We start from the raw sequence: 19,458 nt of genomic DNA on the forward strand, positions 1-19,458 counted from the left end.
TGTAAAATAATGATCGGAGGAAATATGTTGAATAAAAAGTTTGCAGCCTGTCTTGCGGCGGCTGTTTTTGTGTTCGGCGGAAGTGGAGTTCTGCCTGTCAGGGATAGCATATACAGTGTATCGGCTTCGGCTGAAACTTCTGGCGACTTTTATTATGAATCTGTTAGTGGTGGAGTTGCAATAACTGCTTACGGCGGCGCTGGCGGAAAGGTATCCATACCCTCGAAGATAAGCGGAAAAAAAGTGGTAGAAATTGCAGATAATGCATTTTTTCAGTGCGATGCTGTTACATCTGTTATTATTCCCGATACTGTTGTGACCATTGGCGAAAGCGCTTTTATGGAATGCGATTCTATGACTTCGGTCACTATACCCGATTCTGTCAAGACCATTGGTGTATGTGCTTTTAGCGGCTGTACAAGCCTTAAATCTGTGAAGCTGCCTAAGAATCTGCAAACTGTTGCAGAAGCAGCTTTTTCGGACTGCACTGCACTTAAAACTGTAACTATACAGGATTCTGCTGTGACGTTCAAGTATGAGGCTTTTATGGGCTGTACTTCCTTGAAGACGGTTACTATCCCAAAAAGCGTTGTCAAGATAGAAGACGCGGCTTTCGGTTTCACACTTGCTGACAATGATGCGGCTTCTTACACGAAGATAAGCGGTTTTAAGATCAAGTGCTATATGAATTCACAGGCGTATATATATGCGGTAGTAAATGGTCTTTCATACGAAGCTCTCGACCCGGAAACACCCGATATAATCTTTGATGATGAAGATGACGATACCTCGAATGAGGAAACTGCACCCGGTGATGTAAACGGCGATGGTTCTGTTAATATCGTTGATATCACTGTTACAGCAGCCCATGTCAAGGGTATAAAGACGCTTAGTGAAAAGCGCAGGGCGCGTGCTGATGTCAATGGTGACGGCAAGGTAAATATCTCTGATATTACTTTGATAGCAGCCCATGTCAAGGGCAAAAGGCTCCTTAAAAAGCACTGATGCAATTTTCTGTATATAAGTTCAGCCCCGCTATTATGTTATGCGGGGCTTTTTCTGTCTTTTCTTTTTCAGCCAAAAAAGCTCAGCGAACCTTTTGAGGTCCGCTGAGCTTTGATCTTCATGAAATGAGATAGTCCTTTGATTATTAGCTTATTACTGAACCGTAACGTAAACTGCGTTCTTGATAGCCGCATTTACATTCCAGTCTCCGTTTACCTTTGCGGCAATTGCTACCTTGTAGCTCATGCCGGGAGTAAGGTTCTTGGGAGTGGTGTAGTAAGTAGTAGTTGAGGGGAGAGATGAAGTCTGAACTCTCCACTTGCCTGCGAGGTAAACTGCGATACCGTAGTTTGTAGCACCGCTTACAGGCTTCCACGAGAATCTTATCTGGTGGTACTGCTGGTTGTACAGTACGCTGATATTTGTTACAGTGTTATTGTTGCTGCCGGTCTGCTGATTATTCTGTCTGGGTACAGCCATAACGATGTAGTTGATGGAGTAGCCCTCACCGCCGTTTGTGCCGAGAGTTACCTTTGTGCCCGAATTTACATCCTTCTTATAGAGCGCAAGCTCAACATCGTTTGAAGAATACAGAGATGTGCCCACAGGTGTCCATGAACTCAGCCAGCTGAGCTGACTGTTTATTCTTGTATCAACTGCAACGTATAGTGTGATATCTGCGCCTGCTGTGAATGATGCCAGATCAGATGTGTACATCTTGGAATCGCAGGCAGTACGGATAGTTTCAGCATTTACGAGATAGCCGGGAACATTCGTTACAGTGAAATCACGGTCGCCGAAGATCTGGAATCCGTTGTTCATGTCGTTGCGGATAGACCAGTCAGAAGCATTTTCTGTATCGTTTACTACCAGATTCTTGATGTACTTTCCGCTAATAGGCTCGGGAGCGTTTTCAGTAACAAGAACAATGTAGTTTACACAGCTTGTTGAACCGCCGTTTGTGCCGAGAGTAACCTGGCTGCCCTTAGCGTAGGTCTTCTTGAAGACTTCCATTGTCAGGTCGTTGGATGTATAGATAGAATCGCCTGTCTTTGTCCAGCTTGAAAGCCATGAAGGCAGACTGCTGCTTGTTACACGGCTGTCAACTGCTGTATAAACGGTGATATTTGAACCTGCAGTGAATGTTGCGAGGTCAGATGTAACGGTCTTGGAATCGCAGGCAGTCTTTATAGCTTCTGCGCCTACCAGATAAGAGGGAACACTTGTAGCAGTGAAATCACGGTCACCGAAGAGAGTAGCGCCGTATCCGAAGCTGTTGTTGATCGCCCAGTCTGCTGCGTTCTCATAATCTGTAACGGTCAGATTCTTTACGAGATTGCCGCTTATAGGATCAACAGTAACGACTGTGCCCGAATAGTTGTAGTAGTAGGGAACCCAGCCGCTCAGGTAAGTATTAACATCAAGTCCGCTTGCTGAGTATCTTACAGTACCCGAAACACGTCCCGAAGTATTTACTGCCTGACCGTTTACTGTGGTGTTGTATTCCTTGAATCGTGCGTTGCCGGGCTGGTTGCCGCTCATGCTTGTCCAGCCTGCGGAAGTTATCATGCTTTCGGATGAAAGCTTTGTGTTAACGAATGCAACATCCGCATCAGCGCCCCAGGGTCTGCCGAAATAGCCTGAGCCTACCAGCATACCGCTGGTGCCGTATACGTTACAATTTGAGAAGAGATAAGTGCCGTCGCTCTTTGCAGCAGTGATGTAGCCGCCGACAGCTTTGTCTGTGTAGCCAGCCCATACGAGGTCACAGTTCTGGAAGATACACTTGCCCTGACCGAAGATGTAGTCGGTGTTGCCTTCGATGCGGCAGTTACGGAAGTATTCGTGTGCGCCTCTGGTGAACAGGGTATCCTGGCTGCCGAGGAATTTACAGTTGTAGAATTCGCTGTAATCGCCTTCGATAGCTATTGCGGCAGCGCGCTCAGTAGCGGTCTTGCTCTTTACGTCAGCACCCTTGTAGCGCTGGAATGTGATGGACTCGCTGCCCGATACCTGAACGCCGTCTGCTATCTCTTCATCGGTAACATAGCGGTTGAATGAGTTCTCAAATGTGATATTCTCAGCGCGGAAATATGCTGCGCTTGTGTGGAGAGCAACAGCACTGCCCCAGCGGGTAGCTTCACCCTTGGAAGACTTCGACCAAGCATTGTTGGCGTTGTAGTAACCGTCGCTGCCCATGCTGTAATACTTATATCCGATGCCGTAGTACCAGGTTATCTTAACTTCCTTGGATGGGTCATCGTTTATAAAGCTGATATAAGGTGTGTTTACGCGCACCTGTTCGCGGTATGTGCCGGGAGCGATATGTATGCTGACACGGGTCTGCTCGGAAGAAGGATTCTTAGCTGCCGCAGCGTTTACGGCTGCCTGTATTGTGCTGTAGTTGTTGGACTTGTTGCTGTAACCAACATAGATATGTGTTCCCTGTGTCTGGGTGGAACTCGAAGGCTCAGGCAGAGTGCCGAGCTTGATGTTGTTTGCGCACCATGTACCATACCATGAATAACCGGTTCTGCGCTCAAGGCTTATCTGTGTAACGTCGGTATAAGCCTGACCGTCACGGTCTGCAAACAGGGGCTTGCTGTACTGGAGATCGTAGAATCTTGCCCATATGGTCGAGCCGCTTGAGTATGTTACCACCTTGTCCGTTTTATCGGAGTTCCAGCCCCAGGCTCTGTTCTCGATCTTTACTGCATCGAACCACTTTACAGCGGCGTTGATGCTGCGGATAACGTCTGCAGTCTTCTTAGAATCGGGAAGTGAACGCAGGAAATCTACGATACCAACACTTTCAGAAGTACAGATGGAAGGCAGCTCATAAGCTCTTGCAGCAGCAGGCGCGAGTGTGTATTCATCGTGCTGCTGACCCCATGCTGTGAGAGTTCCGTTGACCTTGATCTGTGTTTTCAGGATACAGTCGATACCCTTGTTTACAGCGTTTTCAGCTTTGCTCTGATAGCTACTGTCTACCCAGGCAAAAGCACCCTTCTTCTGGGATACCTCCTGCATAATATTCAGAACCTGTACCATTGCGCTGTCATTGTAGGTTATGTGTGCGTGGTAGGTACCTGCATCGTTGAATACCTGAGGCCATCCGCCGTTGGAGTACTGACCGTTTATCAGCAGGTCAAGACCTTTAAGGCAGGCGGTCTTGTATTTTGTAGTACCTGTTGCGTTGTATACGCTTGCAAGGAAGCGTATCTGTCCCCATGTTGCATTATTATCGATAGTAGACTTGTTCCACGAACCTGTGGTGGCAGTCTTCATATCCTTTCTCCAGCCGCCGTCGGAGAGCTGATATGCGATCATTTCATCTGCAAGGGAAGTAGCTTCGTAGCTCTTCCACCATGAAGAATCCTTTTTGGAGTAGGTGCTCCAGCTGAAATCATTATCACCTGCATATGCAATTATACCACTCTGGCTCTGCGGGAAAAGTGGTGCTGCTGTTGACATGACCATTCCTGCGGCAAGCAGTAGGCAGGCTGCTTGTTTTGAAGTTCTATTCATTTCTGGTTCCTCCTTTGATAAACTTTAAAATATTATTGTTGTTTCAAATTTTCGTTTTAAATATTAACTAAAAACATTATACCATTGTTAAATACATTTGTCAAGGGGTTTTATAGACATAAACGTATAAATTTTTATGATGTGGTAAGTTTCTTATTCTTTTCAATTTTTGAAAATTCTGATAAGCCCGTGCCTGCTTGAACTATATCGTTTTCGTTTAATTGCAGTGTATCGGGGTTGACTTTTCGGAGCATATTATGATATAATTCTTCTGTTACAGATAAAAGGGAGGGCGGCATTATGAAGATCAGGATTGCAGTTGTTGAGGACGACCGCGAGATAAGCAATATATTAAAGGAACTTCTTGAAAGCAGCGGTTATGAATGTGTTCAGGCTTTTGACGGCGATGAAGCATCGAAACTGATGGCGCGTGAGAACTTCGATATGGTGCTGATGGATCTCATGCTGCCCTATAAAAACGGCGAAAGGCTCATTTCAGAACTCAGGGAAAAGGGAGAGACTCCTGTTATCGTCATATCTGCAAAGTCAATGATGGAGACAAAGCTGGAAGTACTCAGGCTTGGGGCAGATGATTATATAATCAAGCCCTTTGACCTTGACGAAGTGCTTGTAAGGATAGAAGTTGTGCTTAGAAGAAGCGGTGCATTTTCGGCAAAGCCTGTACTTGAAGCGGGGGAGCTTTCGCTGAACACCGAGGAGAATCGTCTGACGGTGGGCGGAAAGCAGGTACAGCTTACGGCAAAGGAACTTATGCTGCTGAAACTTTTTTTGGAGCATCCGAAAAAGGTATATACAAAAGCGGAGCTTTATGAAACTGTCTGGAACGAGCAGTATTTCTATGAGGACAACACCATCAATGTCCACATGAGCAATCTGCGTTCAAAGCTAAAAAAAGCATCTGGCAAGGATCACATCGAAACGGTCTGGGGCATAGGCTACAGGCTGAAAGGGTGCCCGCAATGATCGCCGCTATAGTAATACTCGGAGTTTTATGCGCGGCTCTGCTGATATATCTTCTTCTCATGAAGCATCAGCTTAGGGTAATGCGCCGTGAACTTGAACGCACTGCTGAGTTCGACTATGATCGTCAGCTTTTGATAGCACTATTTGACAGTGACATGAATGATCTGGCAGGAGAGATAAACAAGAGCATCGAGCATCAGAAAAAGCTGAAGCTTGAAACTGAACAGGCTGAGCTTTCTCTAAGGCAGTCGGTATCGGATATCGCCCATGACCTGCGCACGCCTCTTGCGGTGATGAAAGGTGATCTTCAGCTTATACTGCGTGATAACGCAATCAGCGAAAACTGCCGCGGTTATGCGGAGATATGTCTTGAAAAGACGGAACGTCTTAAAGAGATGTGCGATGAGTTTTTTGAGCTTGCAGTGCTTGAAAGCGAGAGAGGCACAGTCGATGTTGAGAAAATAAACTTCACGAATCTTCTTATGAGTTTCATCGCAGAGAATGAGGGCATGATAAGACTTTCCGGGCTTGAACCCGAGATATCTCTGCCGCCCAAGACGGTTTTTGTTCTTGGTGACACTCAGCTTGTGGGGCGTATGCTGGGTAATCTGCTGGGAAATGTGCTGAAATATTCCCGAGAGTATTTTACTTTAACACTCACCGAGGATGGCTGTCTGACAATATCAAATCCCATCAGCGGGAATATTCCCGAACCTGAGAGGCTTTTTGAACGCACCTACCGCGCAGACCGTGCAAGGGGCGGAAAAGGTGCAGGCCTGGGGCTTTATATAGTCAAACTTCTGGCTCAGAAACAAGGCGCAGAAGTCAGTGCTGATGTAAGTGAAGATATGCTTTCGGTGACTGTAAAATTTTCTCAGAAAGAATAGCGTTACAAGTATATAAATATTATTTTTAGACACTTCTGCTTTGCGGGGTGTCTTTTTGTTTATGAATAATCTGTAAACATTAAAAGCACTTAAGAAATTCTTTAAGGTATTGTTTTAGAATTATAACCAAGGAAAGATCATACAAACGAAAGGAGTATGTACTATGAGTGATATAATCATCAGGACAACAGACCTTACAAAGCAGTACATGAAAAACACTGTGGTCAAAAACGCTGATATTTCCATCAGAAAAGGAATGATCTGCGGTCTTGTGGGACCTAACGGCGCAGGCAAGACAACTATCATGAAAATGCTGGGAGGGCTTGTTTTCCCCACAGCAGGGGAGATAGAACTTTTCGGCGAGAAGAGCGAAACGGGTCTTGCACATTCGCGAAGCAGAATGAGTTTTATGATCGAAACTCCCTATGCAAAGCAGAATATGACAGCAAGGCAGAATCTCGAAAAGCTAAGGCTTCAGAAAGGTCTTCCCAATAGTGACAGGGTAGATGAGGTGCTTAAACTGGTAGGTCTTGCGGATACGGGCAAGAAATCAGTTAAGAATTTTTCCCTTGGTATGAAGCAGAGACTTGGAATAGCAGGGGCTATGCTAACAAAGCCTGAGCTTATGGTTCTCGATGAACCCGTCAACGGTCTTGATCCTGAGGGTATAGTGGAGATACGCGAGCTTCTTCTGAAACTCAACCGCGAGGAGCATATAACTATAGTTATATCTTCACATCTGCTGTCCGAGCTTTCACTTCTCTGCACCGATTATGTTTTTATACGTAAGGGAGAGATAGTCGAGACCATATCCGCCGAGGATCTCAATCATAAATGTCATGAGTTCTATCATATATCTTCCGATAACAATTCTGCTCTTCCTGCTATGCTTGAAAATAAGCTGGATATACATGATTTTCGTGTGCGCAGAGACGGCTCAGTGGAGCTTTATGAGCGTATCGATGAAATAAGACTGATATCAAAGACCATGTTTGAAAACGGCATAATACCCACAGAGATACATATGCACGATGCTAACCTTGAAGAATTCTACATGAAACTGGTAGGTGAAGAAAATGATAAATGTGATGAAAGCACAGAAGTATCAGCTTCTGAGAAGCATTAGCACGTATGTGATATTGCTCTGTTCGCTGATATTTATTGCCACTATCCTGTTTGCGGAGATTTCCGATCAGGAGATTGAAAAGATAACGGGAAGTATGTTTGTCAGCTACATAGGTGAGATCAATTTGGTGATGCTGCCGATGATAATCCTCGTATATACCGCTGTGATATTCGGCAATGATCTTTCTGATAAGACGGTCAATTACGAACTGCTTTCAGGAATAAAACGAAGTGACGTTTTCTTCGGCAGATTCTTTGTGGTGCTGGTTTTCAATATCGCGGTGTATCTTATCATATCTGTTCCCCCGATGCTTATATTCACCGCATTGAATGGCTGGGGTCATACTATGACGGTCAAAGATGTGGTGATAAGGTATTCTTTGGGGCTTATGCCTGCGATAAGGTATATGGCGTTCTATACTTTTATTACTATGGCCGTCAGAAATAAAGCAATTGTTATCGGTATAGGTTATGTGTTCTCAATGATAACTATGCTTTCAACCATAATGATAAATGAGCTGTTTGATACAAAGGTAACCATGTATCTTTTCTCCATCGATATCTTTGACAGACTGCTGAATCCTAAAAATATGGGATACGGTTTCTTTAACGGAGAAGATGTTATCGTGGTCAAGGATATACTTGAAACAGATACCATCTTTCACGCTGCTGCAGCGAGTATCCTTGGCACGGCAGTATTTTTGCTTGTCGGCTACGCTGTCATGCGCAGACGTGATATGAATTGAGGTGAGGAAATGAAGAATTTGATAAAAGCCCAGCTGTATCAGATATCTCGAACCAGGGTGTATTATCTTGTGTTTGCAGCCATGATGCTGTTGTCGGCACTGTTCGGGGCGGTAGAATATCTTAACGGTAGTGATAGTCTGGAAGAGTGGCAGAAGCTCACAGCTTCGGATTTTGCTACCCGTATTGATACGATTGTTACCTTATCGATTATGGGAATGACATTCTTTGCGGCATATTTCTGTGCAGATGATTTCAGCGATAAAACTGCTAACTACGAGATGATGTCAGGCAGGCTGAGGAAGCAGGCTTATTTTGCAAGGGCTTCGGTGTTGATAGTTCTGTGTACTCTTTTCGGACTGATCATGGTCTTCACCTCGCTGGGTGTAAGCTATATTCTTAACGGCTGGGGCGATTCAGTTCCATTCAGTGCGGTGGCTATCAGGATACTTCTGCTGACATTTCCTTTCATACGTCTATCATGTTTGTATGTGATGATAGCGTTTTTCATAAAGCGTCCGGGGTTATCATTTCTTGCCTTCTACGGTCTGATGAGTGTGGTAAGCATTTTAAAATCTGCTGCTGATGACTCGGGTGTGCTGACGGCATTTTCTTCCATAGGCAAGCTTATGAAATACAAGGAATGGCATATCTTTGGTCTTGAAAGCGGTGTTGAGGTGGTCTATACCCCTATGCCCGAAGCAGGATTTATTGTCAGGTGCATTATCGTTTCACTGGCGGTGGGGGCATTATATCTGGTGATAGGCTACAACTTTTTCCACGGCGACGATCTTGAATAGGGGGCGGTAAAATGGGAAAACTTGAAACTTTAGATATTGTCATGCTGGTTTTACTGCCCTTGATGAGCGGTGCGCTGTGGTATATGGCAGGGTATGCCGATAAGGTGAAAAGTTCAAAGTGGAGACTTTTATGGCTTGCACCTGCGGCATCATGCTTTTTGATAGTATATGTTTCAGGTGTCGAAAAGCTGATGATACCTGCGTATCTCGGAGCTGTAATTCTTGCAGCGGGACTTTTCATACCAAAGAAAAAGACACGTAAAGCATCATCTGTGTTATCCTGGGTGCTGGTGCTGATAAGTCTGCCGCTGTGCCTTTTCAGCAAGGCTTACCGTAGTGTAGATTATGTCAGTGATTTCAATGAGGGCTTTGAAAGTATGAAAGCTCACTATGTTCTAGCCGAGCACAAAGAGGTTGACTGGGATGCGCTGTATAAAAAATATCTTCCACAATTCGAGGCGGCGAACAAAGAACATGACAAGGTGGCTAATGAGATAGCGTGGTACAAGTTCTGTGCTGAGTTCCATGATCTTCATGTGAATTTCGGTTCAGACGAAAAGACGAGAGATGCAGCATATACAAGAGCTTCCGGCAATGACTACGGTCTTGTGATATGCACCCTTTCCGATGGCAGGACAGTTGCCATTGAAGTTGATGAAAGTCTGGCAGAAAAGGGTATCAGAAACGGCACTGAGATAATCAGTTGGAACGGTATTACACCTGCCGAGGCTGACGAGCTGAATGAGTTGAAGCAGATGTACACCTTTGCTGATAAAGAAAATGAGAAGTTCTACGAGGGATTTTTTGCAGCGGGCACCGGCGGTGATAACGTTGAAGTAGTCATAAAAGACGATAATGGTGCTGAGAAGAACGTTGAGCTTACAAAGATTTCGGGTGATTATTATTCGCGGCTGAAAGAGGCTTTCAAAAAGATAAAGGGCGGCATGAACGTGGGTCATATGACAGTTACAAAAATAAATGACACCACAGCCTGTCTGCGCATCAAGCTGATGCAGTTTGATTCATTATCCGAGAAAGACAATCACAAACAAATGAAGCAGGAACTCTGCGATAATATACGCGAAATGAAAAATCAGGGTGTTCGTGATATCATCATCGATATCCGAGAGAACGGCGGCGGTTCGGGAACTATGGTCAAGGCGATAGGAGAAGTTTTTGCACCCGAGGGCGAGTACTATTATGTCTCCGATGCTTATTTTGACCACGACAAAAATTGCTATGTCTGCGAGGGTGACGGCAAATGGAAAACCGTAGGTGATGTGACCGTCAAGGGCGAAAACATACTTGGCGACGAGGGCAGGATAGTTCTGCTGGTGGGCAGTGATTCCGTAAGTGCTGCCGATCATATGACAAAGCTAATGAGCGGGTTTGAAAATACAACAGTCATGGGCTTTACAGGACCGTCGGGTTCGGCACAGGGTGTTTCGCCTATAAATCTAAAAAGCGGAACATTCAGCTATTCAAGTTCGCTGATGCTGAACAAGGACGGTACGATTTTCATTGACTGCGGTACAGATATGCAGGCAGATGACGATGCTGAGGTCATAGTGCCTTTTGATGAAAATGCACTTCATGAGATATTTGACGCTGGAAATGATTATCTTATGGATAAAGCAGTTGAATATCTTGAAGAGATAGAAAGGTGAAAAAACCCCCGAAGTGTTTATAAGTACTTCGGGGGATCGTATATTTTGGGGCTATAATAAAACCAAACTTGTTTGGATAGTCTGGTTTTATTGTGTGTGCCTGATTGCTTCTCGACCCTCGTTCCGCGGTTCAAGAAATCGGATAACAGCGACTGCGTCGGCTGTGGCTATTGCTGTCCGATTTCGGGCGCGGCAATATATTTACGGACATAGAATGAGCGTATGCATACGGTCGCATATGCTCGTAATTTTTTGTATTGCCGCGCCCTATTTGGACATTTGTTTGCTGTGCTATTTATTGCTTGGTTGTCGCGTTGGTTTTGTGCCTTGAGTTGAGGGCTCTGCCCTTAACAGTCAGCTTTGCTGACTGTGGCTCCCCGCAAGCCTTTCGCGAAAGGCTTGAGCCAAAGCTCCCTTCGCGGCATAGCTTTGTTTTGGTCGCTGGTTTGTTGACGCGTAACACTTGACCCAAAGCTCTCCTCTTTTGCAGTTGCCACTTAATTTCTACATCGAACTCATTTGATATCACAGCTCCGAGCAGAACTCGACTTTCTTGCCTTCGAGGATCATGTTTGTAGTTCTTACAGCGCACATTTTGCCACACATGGAGCAGGTGTGTCTGTCAGCAGGGGGAGTGCTTTCAAAGTACTCGCGAGCCTTTTCGGGGTCAACGGCTATTTTGAACATCTCGTCCCAGTCAAGCTTATGTCTTGCTTCTGCCATAGCGTTGTCTTTGTCGCGGGCATGGGGTACACCCTTTGCGATATCGGCAGCATGGGCTGCTATCTTGGAAGCGATTATGCCTTCCTTAACATCGTTGACATCGGGCAGACGAAGATGCTCCGCAGGGGTAACATAGCAGAGGAAATCTGCACCGCTTGATGCCGCGATAGCACCGCCGATGGCTGTGGTGATATGGTCATATCCCGGGAAGATATCGGTAACAACAGGACCCAGCACATAGAAAGGTGCGTTGTGACATATGCGCTTTTGGAATGTCATGTTTGCAGCGATCTCATTTATCGCCATGTGTCCGGGACCCTCTACCATTACCTGAACGTCCTTTTCCCATGCGCGGAGTGTCAGCGCACCAAGTTCGATAAGTTCGGATATCTGTCCCGCATCGGTGGAATCATCGATACAGCCGGGGCGGAGTGCGTCACCGAGACTTATTGTAACGTCATATTCACGGAGGATATCAAGTACTTCGTCATAGTGCTCGTAGAAAGGATTTTCGTTGCCTGTCATCATCATCCAGGCGAAAAGCAGTGAACCGCCACGGGAAACGATGTTCATCTTTCTGCCCTCACGGCGGAAAGCTTCAACGGCGCGTCTGTTGATGCCTGCATGGATAGTCATGAAGTCAACACCCTCTTCTGCATGGGCGCGGACAACTTTCAGGAAATCCTCGGCTGTGATATCAAGAAGGTCTTTTTCAAGATATCCAATGGCGTCGTACATAGGAACAGTACCTATCATTGCAGGGGATTTTTCCACCAGCTGCTTGCGGAAAGTGTTGGTCTTGCCGTAGTTTGAAAGATCCATTATAGCCTCAGCACCGAACTTGTGAGCCATGTCGACTTTTTTCATCTCGGTCTCGTAGTTCTTTGCATCGCCAGAGATACCAAGATTTACGTTTATCTTGGTACGCATTTTTGTGCCAATGCCCTCGGGGGATATAGACTTGTGATTGATGTTGCAGGGGATAGCGACCTCGCCCTTAGCTACCAGTGCGCGGAGCTCTTCGGGGTCGATGTACTCCTTTTCTGCAACGATTTTCATTTCAGGTGTGATTATGCCTTTCTTGGCAGCTTCCATCTGTGTGTAATATTCTCTCATTTTACTTTTCCTTTCGGTTTATATTATTCTTTAAATTTTCCATATAAGCGGACACGTCTTCCGCCTGCATGAATCCGCTCATCAGGCAGATGCCGTCTGCACCTGTACGTATACAATCTGCGGCATTTTCGGGGGATATCCCGCCTATTGCATACACGGGTATATCCACGCATTCTTTGACTTCTTCAAGAAATCCCAGACCGCGACCCGCAAGACCTTTTTTGCAGTCGGTCTCAAAAATATGTCCCGCGATTATGTATCCTGCTCCCAGCGATTCTGCTTCAATTGCATCATCTTTTGAGTGGCAGGAAGTTCCAATTATATCGAATTGCGCTTTTTCCTCGGGGGTCATTTCACGCAGTAGGTGCAGTGGAAGATGTACTCTTTTTATACCGAGCATTGCAGCTGTTTTCCAGAAACTGTTCACAGCAAAAGGCACTCCGTATCCTTTACAAATCTCAGCTGATTTTTCTGCTAGTTCGGAATACTCCTTTTCGGACATATCCTTTTCACGTAGTATCACCATATCAGGACGAGCCGCCGTGATATTTTTCAGCTGTTCGGGAAAACTTCTGCGGCACAGCTTTCGGTTGGTTATACAGATTATCTTACACATAAAGATAATCATTGAGTACAGGCTGTAAGCCCTCAGCAGACATATCCTTGTACATTGTGTCGAAGCTTCTTGTGTCAGCTATCTCGAACTGCTCGTCGCCCTCTTCGGTATTTTCCTTGCCTGTGTACTTGCTTTCGTGGTCGCCTATACCCGTTGAAACACCTGCGGATATCTTTGTAGCGGCTATCTTTACTATGCCGTCGCGGAAGCTTTTTGTCTCACGTGAGGAAACTGTTATCCCTGCAAAAGGCAAGAAAAGTCTGTAAGCGCACAGTACCTGACAAAGCTGTCTTTCGCCAACGTCCATGTGGTTGATCTTGTCGTTGTTGACTATGGGACGAAGTCTCGGACATGACAGAGATATCTCAGCATGGGGGTATTTTCTTTGCAGATAATACATATGCAGACCTGTCGCGAGAGCATCTTTTCTGAAATCCGAAAGTCCCAGCAATGCCGAACCTGCGATACCTCTCATGCCGCCCATGAGGGCTCTTTCCTGAGCCTCAAAACGGTAAGGCCACACGCGCTTGTGTCCTGCAAGGTGGAGAGTTTCGTACTTGACATTGTCGTATGTTTCCTGAAAAACAGTGACATAATCAACACCGCATTCATGAAGATACTTGTAGTCCTCAACGTTCACGGGATAGATCTCAACACCAACCATGCGGAAATACTTTCTTGCAAGCTTGCAGGCTTCACCGATGTATTTTACATCGCTCATGATCTTGCTTTCGCCTGTAAGGATAAGTATCTCTTCCATGCCGCTGTCAGCGATTACTTTCATTTCGTGTTCTATCTGCTCCATGCTGAGCTTCATTCTGCGGATATGGTTATAGCAGTTGAATCCGCAGTAAACGCAGTAGTTCTCACAGTAATTGGCAATGTACAGCGGTGTGAAAAGGTAAACTGTGTTGCCGAAATGCTTGCGTGTCTCAATTCGGGCTTTTTCTGCCATCTGCTCAAGAAAAGGTTCAGCCGCGGGAGATAGCAGGGCTTTGAATTCCTCAACACCTATAGTGTTTTTCTGCAAAGCGCGGGATACATCAAGGACGGTATAAGCGCTGTAATCATAGCTGTCAAACTCCGCCATTACTTTTTCAAGGATATCGCTTTTTATCTGCTCCTGGTCATCCATATATTTCATATGGTCGGTACGGCAAGAGGGGTCATTTTCCAGCTTGTGTTTACGTTTTAAAGCTTCCTCGGAAAGACCTTCGGAATCAAACAGAAAATTGTTTTCCATCATCTTCACCCCTTAGTCCCTGATGAAACCTGTCAGAGTATCCGAGGGCGATGCGCCTCTTACAAGAACTCTGCCGAGACCTGAAAGGTAAGCCTGTCTGCCCGCTTCAACTGCCTTGCGGAAAGCATCTGCCATCATAGGCAGGTCGCCCGCAGTTGCAAGGGCTGTGTTGGACATTACTGCAGCCGCACCCATCTCCATAGCCTCACAAGCCTGTGAGGGTCTGCCGATGCCAGCATCAACGATTATGGGCAGGTCTATCTCGTCAATAAGTATCTGTATGAAATCTCTTGTTGCAAGACCCTTGTTTGAGCCGATGGGAGAAGCCAGAGGCATTACCGAAGCCGCACCTGCATTCACAAGATCTCTTGCAGTGTTCAGATCGGGATACATATATGGCATTACGATGAATCCTTCATTTGCAAGTATCTCTGTGGCTTTGATGGTCTCTGCGTTATCGGGCAGAAGATACTTTGTATCGCGCATTATCTCGATCTTTACGAAATCACCGCAGCCCAGTTCTCTTGCAAGTCTTGCTATGCGCACAGCTTCCTCGGCATTTCTTGCACCCGATGTATTTGGCAGGAGAGTAACTCCCTCGGGGATATGGTCAAGGATATTCTCGTGCTCCTTGGTGTTTGCACGTCTTACAGCCAGTGTGATCAACTCAGCACCTGCGTTTTCAACTGCCGCCTTTATCAGCGACAGGGAATATTTTCCCGAACCCAGTATGAATCTTGAATTGAATTCGCGCCCGCCTATGACGAGCTTGTCATTGTTTTCCATTTATATCGTCCTTTCGTTATCAGGCTTCTTCTTCACCCGAAATTATCCTTAGTACCATCGTTGCCTGATGTGCGGCGCACACTGCAACTCGGGCAGAAATAAGCCCAAGTCCGCCGCCCACATCGCTTTTTCCGTCACCGCACAGCCAGAAATTTTTTGCTATCCTGCGGGTGACTATTGTATTCGCACTTCCTAGTCCCGCCATTCCCGACGCGGCTACCAGCTTTTTTCCCGGGAAATATTCCAGTACCGTGTTAACAAGCATGGCTTTTTGTTCGGCATTGTCGAAACATTCGCAGATTATGGGGAAATCCGCCAGTAGTTCAGGTATATTGCTTTCATCAAGCTTTACTGTCCGAGAAGTGATATCGCAGTATGGCGCTATACGTCTTAGCGTATCCGCAAGAGCGTCTGACTTGTACTGTCCCAGCTGATCGGGAAAATACTGCTGTCTGTTCAGGTTTGAGATATCCACCTTGTCAAAGTCGATAAGGTGAAGTTTTCCCACACCTGCCCGCGCAAGGCTGACAGCAACATTTGAGCCCAGACCACCAAGACCGCATATCACAACCGCCGATTCAGCGAATCGTCTTTGCAATTCTTTTCCGTGACGTTCTTCCAGCGCGGAGTACATTTCTTCTTTAGAGGGTATCATCTAGCCGCCCCCCACAAAGCTTACAACTTCAACGGAATCGCCGTCTTTTAAAATCATGCTGTCGTACTGCGATTTCGGTACTATCTCAAGATTGAGTTCCACAGCAACACGCTTAGGGTCATAGCCGTTCTCGTTCAGTATTTCGGTGACGGTCTTGCCCGAAAGCTCACGCTGTTCTCCGTTAAGCTTTACCATGTTCATTCCTCCCAACAAAAAAGGGGGACTGCACGCAAAAAACAGTCCCCCGAAAATTCGGTATCATATTCCCTACGTTGGCATTATCCAAATCAGGTTACGGGTCGATAGCTCAGTCGCTATCCTCTCAGCCTGTCTACAAGCTCCCCTTATATAAATTTTAACACTGATATTATAGCACTGTTCAATTCAAAAATCAAGTACTTAACGGAAATTTCAGGGATTTTTTTACAAATTGCCGTAAAATTGTTTTACTGTCCGTTGAAACGTACTGCCCGCACTTGAATTTGGGAAAGATTTGTGCTATAATTAATTGATTAACTTATGTTGTGAACGGAGGTGGGCGCGTGAAGAATATCGATGATCTTATCGAACTTATAATGGGCGACCCAAAGCTTCGTGAAAGCAAAACTCTCGGCGAAAAAGTATACCGCGATGAACCCATACTAAAACGCGCATCTCAGCTCGTTCGTGATATAGTCCCGCCCAAAGATGACACCCCTGCTCAGCTTATGGAAATGCGCAGAATGGTTTATTCTCCCGAAGCGCAGTGGCGCTCGCGTGAATGGCTTTTCGGCAAGCAGGGCAGTTTCATGGCAGATTTCGAGGATGATTTTGAGAAAGAAGTTCCATTTGAACATTATTTCCCCACCTATAATGATATGACCCTTGAACAGCAGCGCACCTACTTCACATGGCGCACATGCATCAGGCGCGGCGAGTACAGGGATATCAGCCTTTCCTACATATTTGTCTATATCTATGAGCTGATAAATCTCATCGGAGTGAAAAATCCCCGAGAGGGATATGACAGGCTGAAAACTCTGCTTGAACATTATGGCGAAATACAGCCAAAGCTGAAGAGATTCGCTTCTGCGTGGCTTGATGATATGGTCATATATTACGGGCTGGATATCGTTCTGCTAAAGAACAGCGGTATCTTTGAGTTTGATGATGCGCTATGCGTTTTGCTTGATACAGATAGCCACACTGACGATGAAGTTTTCTCCGCCCTTTGTGTAATGTCATCTTACAATGCCGAAAAATCCGCTTTTTACAAAGCTTATCCCGAGGATTTCCGTGCCGTTGCGGTGCGGAGTTACAAGGTATTCTCAGACTATTACGGCGCTCACCGCAAAAAGACCCTGTTTGAAAAATTCTTTGGAAAAAGCACTATCAGCGTCCATCAGATGTTTAACTCAGCAGTGTTCTGCTATTACCGTTCATCACCTCAGAATTCCGTTGTTATAGACGATGTCCGCCGCTGTTTTTGCAGGGGCGGCGAATGGTTCACTGAGGGCTACGCAGGCAAACCTTACGGCAATAAGGAAGTCGGACAGTTTCTTAGGGCTGTTGACAGTTTGATGCGCAGAAAGTACGATTTCAAAAAACAGCTTCAAACCACGGATATCACAAAGCAGCTTTCAAAAATCATCACCGAACAGACGGATATCCTGCTTGAAGAGAAAAAGCGTGCCGAGGCGATGCGGGTAGATATCGACCTTTCAAAACTTGGAAGTATCCGCCGTGCCGCTGATATCACCCGGGAGAAACTTATTGTCGATGAAGAAGATTTTGAAGAGGAAATACTTTCTCAGTCTGATGTACAAGAAGAATCTCCCGATGAAAGTGTGCAAGAGAATACCACACCCCTTGACAATGGCGAGTATGCTTTCATGCAGGCACTGCTTTACGGCGGCGACTACCAGTCTGCCGCAAAAAATGTGGGGTCAATGCCCTCTGTCATGGCGGACAGTATAAACGAAAAACTTTACGATATATTTGCCGATACGGTTATCGAATTTGACGGCGATACCCCAGCTGTCATCGAAGATTATGAAGAAGAACTGAAAGGAATGATACTTCCATGAAGATACCCAAGAGGATAGCGCAGGCTGTTATCAATTCGCTGAAAGGCGGAGTTGTGCCGAGGATAGGTCTGCCTTATATCACCGTGGGAAGAGAGGTGGAGATAGATGCACTGCTTCACGATGTTGATATAATCGAAGAGGGCGGTGCTTCATTCAGGTTCATAGTCGGCAAATACGGCAGCGGCAAAAGCTTCCTTTTACAGACCATACGCAGTCACGTAATGGACAGAAATTTCGTTGTGGTGGATGCCGACCTTTCTCCCGAAAGACGTTTGCAGGGAACAAAGGGTCAGGGGCTGGCGACCTACAAGGAACTTATACGGAATATGTCCACCAAGACCCGCCCCGACGGCGGTGCGCTTACTCTGATACTTGACAGATGGATAAGCGGTGTCCAGTCCGAAGCCGCAGCCGAAAGCGGACTTGATATATCCTCACCCGAGTTTTCGGCAGTCGTTGAAAAGAAAATATTTGAGGTCATAAACGCCCTCAACGAGATGGTACACGGCTTTGATTTTGCAAAACTGCTGACCATATATTACCGCGCATCTGTATCGGGTGACGATGAACAGAAAGCAAAGGTAGTGAAGTGGTTCCGAGGTGAATACGTCAACAAGACGGAAGCCAAAACCGAGTTGGGAGTAAACATCGTTATCACCGATGATGACTGGTACGAGTACATCAAGCTTTTTGCCACGTTCCTGAAAAAGGCGGGTTACAGCGGTCTGCTGGTGCTGGTGGACGAGCTTGTGAACATATACAAGATACCCAATGCCATCACCCGCCAGTACAATTACGAAAAGATACTCACAATGTACAACGATACTTTGCAGGGCAAGGCGAAGTATCTGGGTATAATAATGGGCGGTACTCCTCAGTGTATCGAGGACACCCGACGCGGCGTTTACAGCTATGAAGCTCTTAGGTCAAGGCTGGCTGAGGGTCGTTTCGGGCGCGAGGGCATTCGGGATATGCTTGCACCTGTTATACATCTTGTTCCGCTGACCTATGAAGAAATGCTGGTGCTGACAGAAAAACTTGCTGACATACACGCTCAGCTTTTCGGCTATGAACAGAGGATAACTCAGGCGGATATGATAACATTTATAAAGACAGAGTTCGGCAGGATAGGCGCTGACAGCCACATCACACCACGAGAGGTCATACGCGATTTCATCGAACTGCTTGATATCGTATATCAGAATCCTGCACTTGAGATATCGGATTTCATAGCGTCGGGTGGTATTGAATATTCAAAGCCCGCAGCCGAAGAGGAAACTGCTGAGACCGACTTTGCGGAGTTCGAGATATGATATCGAAAAAGTCGATAGTCATAGGCTGTTTGTGGTCGGCAAAAAGCACAACAATATGCCGTGGACAGAAGAAAAATTCGACCCCGAATTTGAATGCTTCATAAAGGGATTTCGTGATAATCAGCTTCCGCAGATATACGGTCTGTTAGAAAAAATACAGCAGAAATATCGTGATATTCAAGTCACACGAAGAAACTGAC

At 45.9% G+C, this 19,458-nt stretch carries 17 protein-coding genes and 1 riboswitch; of the genes, 10 read left to right on the forward strand and 7 right to left on the reverse strand.

Translation table 11 applies throughout. The annotated features are described in order from the left end of the window. Positions 1-24: 24 nt before the first annotated feature. Complete coding sequence (locus tag BM265_RS06320; protein ID WP_074960712.1) at positions 25-1,005, forward strand: leucine-rich repeat protein; 981 nt, start codon at positions 25-27, stop codon at positions 1,003-1,005. Positions 1,006-1,158: 153 nt separating this feature from the next. On the opposite strand, the gene pelA is transcribed toward BM265_RS06320, so the two are convergent. Next, positions 1,159-4,533: a pectate lyase gene (gene pelA, locus BM265_RS06325; protein WP_074960713.1), complete on the reverse strand. Its 3,375-nt coding sequence runs from the start codon at positions 4,531-4,533 to the stop codon at positions 1,159-1,161. Positions 4,534-4,833: 300 nt separating this feature from the next. Here pelA and BM265_RS06330 point away from each other — a divergent pair, with 300 nt between their 5' ends. From BM265_RS06330 to BM265_RS06355, 6 genes are all read left to right on the forward strand, one after another. After that, positions 4,834-5,517, forward strand: a complete 684-nt coding sequence (locus tag BM265_RS06330; protein WP_074960714.1) for a response regulator transcription factor — start codon at positions 4,834-4,836, stop codon at positions 5,515-5,517. Next, positions 5,514-6,404 carry a sensor histidine kinase gene (locus tag BM265_RS06335; RefSeq protein WP_074960715.1) on the forward strand — a complete coding sequence of 297 codons (891 nt, stop codon included), beginning with the start codon at positions 5,514-5,516 and terminating at the stop codon, positions 6,402-6,404. Before BM265_RS06330 ends, BM265_RS06335 begins: the two co-directional genes overlap by 4 nt. A gap of 163 nt (positions 6,405-6,567) precedes the next feature. Continuing rightward, complete coding sequence (locus BM265_RS06340) at positions 6,568-7,530, forward strand: ATP-binding cassette domain-containing protein (RefSeq protein ID WP_074960716.1); 963 nt, start codon at positions 6,568-6,570, stop codon at positions 7,528-7,530. After that, positions 7,493-8,275, forward strand: coding sequence for an ABC transporter permease (locus BM265_RS06345; protein WP_207646960.1), 783 nt, complete (start codon positions 7,493-7,495; stop codon positions 8,273-8,275). The genes BM265_RS06340 and BM265_RS06345 overlap by 38 nt, the downstream gene beginning before the upstream one ends. 9 nt (positions 8,276-8,284) lie before the next feature. Next, on the forward strand, positions 8,285-9,073 hold the full coding sequence (locus BM265_RS06350; RefSeq protein ID WP_074960718.1) for a hypothetical protein: 789 nt from the start codon (positions 8,285-8,287) through the stop codon (positions 9,071-9,073). Between the two features lie 11 nt (positions 9,074-9,084). Further along, positions 9,085-10,740, forward strand: coding sequence for a S41 family peptidase (locus BM265_RS06355; protein ID WP_074960719.1), 1,656 nt, complete (start codon positions 9,085-9,087; stop codon positions 10,738-10,740). 525 nt (positions 10,741-11,265) lie between these two features. On the opposite strand, the gene thiC is transcribed toward BM265_RS06355, so the two are convergent. The 6 genes from thiC to thiS are packed head-to-tail and all read right to left on the reverse strand — an operon-like array spanning position 11,266 to position 16,074. Further along, positions 11,266-12,579, reverse strand: a complete 1,314-nt coding sequence (thiC, locus tag BM265_RS06360; RefSeq protein WP_074960720.1) for a phosphomethylpyrimidine synthase ThiC — start codon at positions 12,577-12,579, stop codon at positions 11,266-11,268. Position 12,580: 1 nt separating this feature from the next. Then, on the reverse strand, positions 12,581-13,195 hold the full coding sequence (locus tag BM265_RS06365) for a thiamine phosphate synthase (protein ID WP_074960721.1): 615 nt from the start codon (positions 13,193-13,195) through the stop codon (positions 12,581-12,583). Then, complete coding sequence (gene thiH, locus BM265_RS06370) at positions 13,188-14,438, reverse strand: 2-iminoacetate synthase ThiH (RefSeq protein ID WP_074960722.1); 1,251 nt, start codon at positions 14,436-14,438, stop codon at positions 13,188-13,190. Before thiH ends, BM265_RS06365 begins: the two co-directional genes overlap by 8 nt. 12 nt (positions 14,439-14,450) lie before the next feature. Next, entirely contained in the window at positions 14,451-15,224 is a 774-nt protein-coding gene (locus BM265_RS06375; RefSeq protein WP_074960723.1) for a thiazole synthase, read from the reverse strand. Positions 15,225-15,243: 19 nt separating this feature from the next. After that, positions 15,244-15,879: a sulfur carrier protein ThiS adenylyltransferase ThiF gene (thiF, locus tag BM265_RS06380; RefSeq protein ID WP_074960724.1), complete on the reverse strand. Its 636-nt coding sequence runs from the start codon at positions 15,877-15,879 to the stop codon at positions 15,244-15,246. Next, complete coding sequence (thiS, locus tag BM265_RS06385; protein ID WP_074960725.1) at positions 15,880-16,074, reverse strand: sulfur carrier protein ThiS; 195 nt, start codon at positions 16,072-16,074, stop codon at positions 15,880-15,882. A gap of 51 nt (positions 16,075-16,125) precedes the next feature. Continuing rightward, a riboswitch (TPP riboswitch) is annotated at positions 16,126-16,234 on the reverse strand. Positions 16,235-16,421: 187 nt separating this feature from the next. Here thiS and BM265_RS06390 point away from each other — a divergent pair. The 3 genes from BM265_RS06390 to BM265_RS20370 are packed head-to-tail and all read left to right on the forward strand — an operon-like array spanning position 16,422 to position 19,457. Further along, a complete protein-coding gene (locus BM265_RS06390; RefSeq protein ID WP_074960726.1) occupies positions 16,422-17,945 on the forward strand; it encodes a TerB N-terminal domain-containing protein in 1,524 nt (507 codons plus the stop codon). Continuing rightward, on the forward strand, positions 17,942-19,258 hold the full coding sequence (locus BM265_RS06395) for an ATP-binding protein (protein ID WP_074960727.1): 1,317 nt from the start codon (positions 17,942-17,944) through the stop codon (positions 19,256-19,258). Before BM265_RS06390 ends, BM265_RS06395 begins: the two co-directional genes overlap by 4 nt. Next, entirely contained in the window at positions 19,239-19,457 is a 219-nt protein-coding gene (locus BM265_RS20370) for a hypothetical protein (protein WP_074960728.1), read from the forward strand. The genes BM265_RS06395 and BM265_RS20370 overlap by 20 nt, the downstream gene beginning before the upstream one ends. Position 19,458 lies beyond the last annotated feature (1 nt).

Source organism: Hominimerdicola alba, from assembly GCF_900112155.1.
GTDB classification, from domain to species: domain Bacteria; phylum Bacillota; class Clostridia; order Oscillospirales; family Ruminococcaceae; genus Hominimerdicola; species Hominimerdicola alba_D.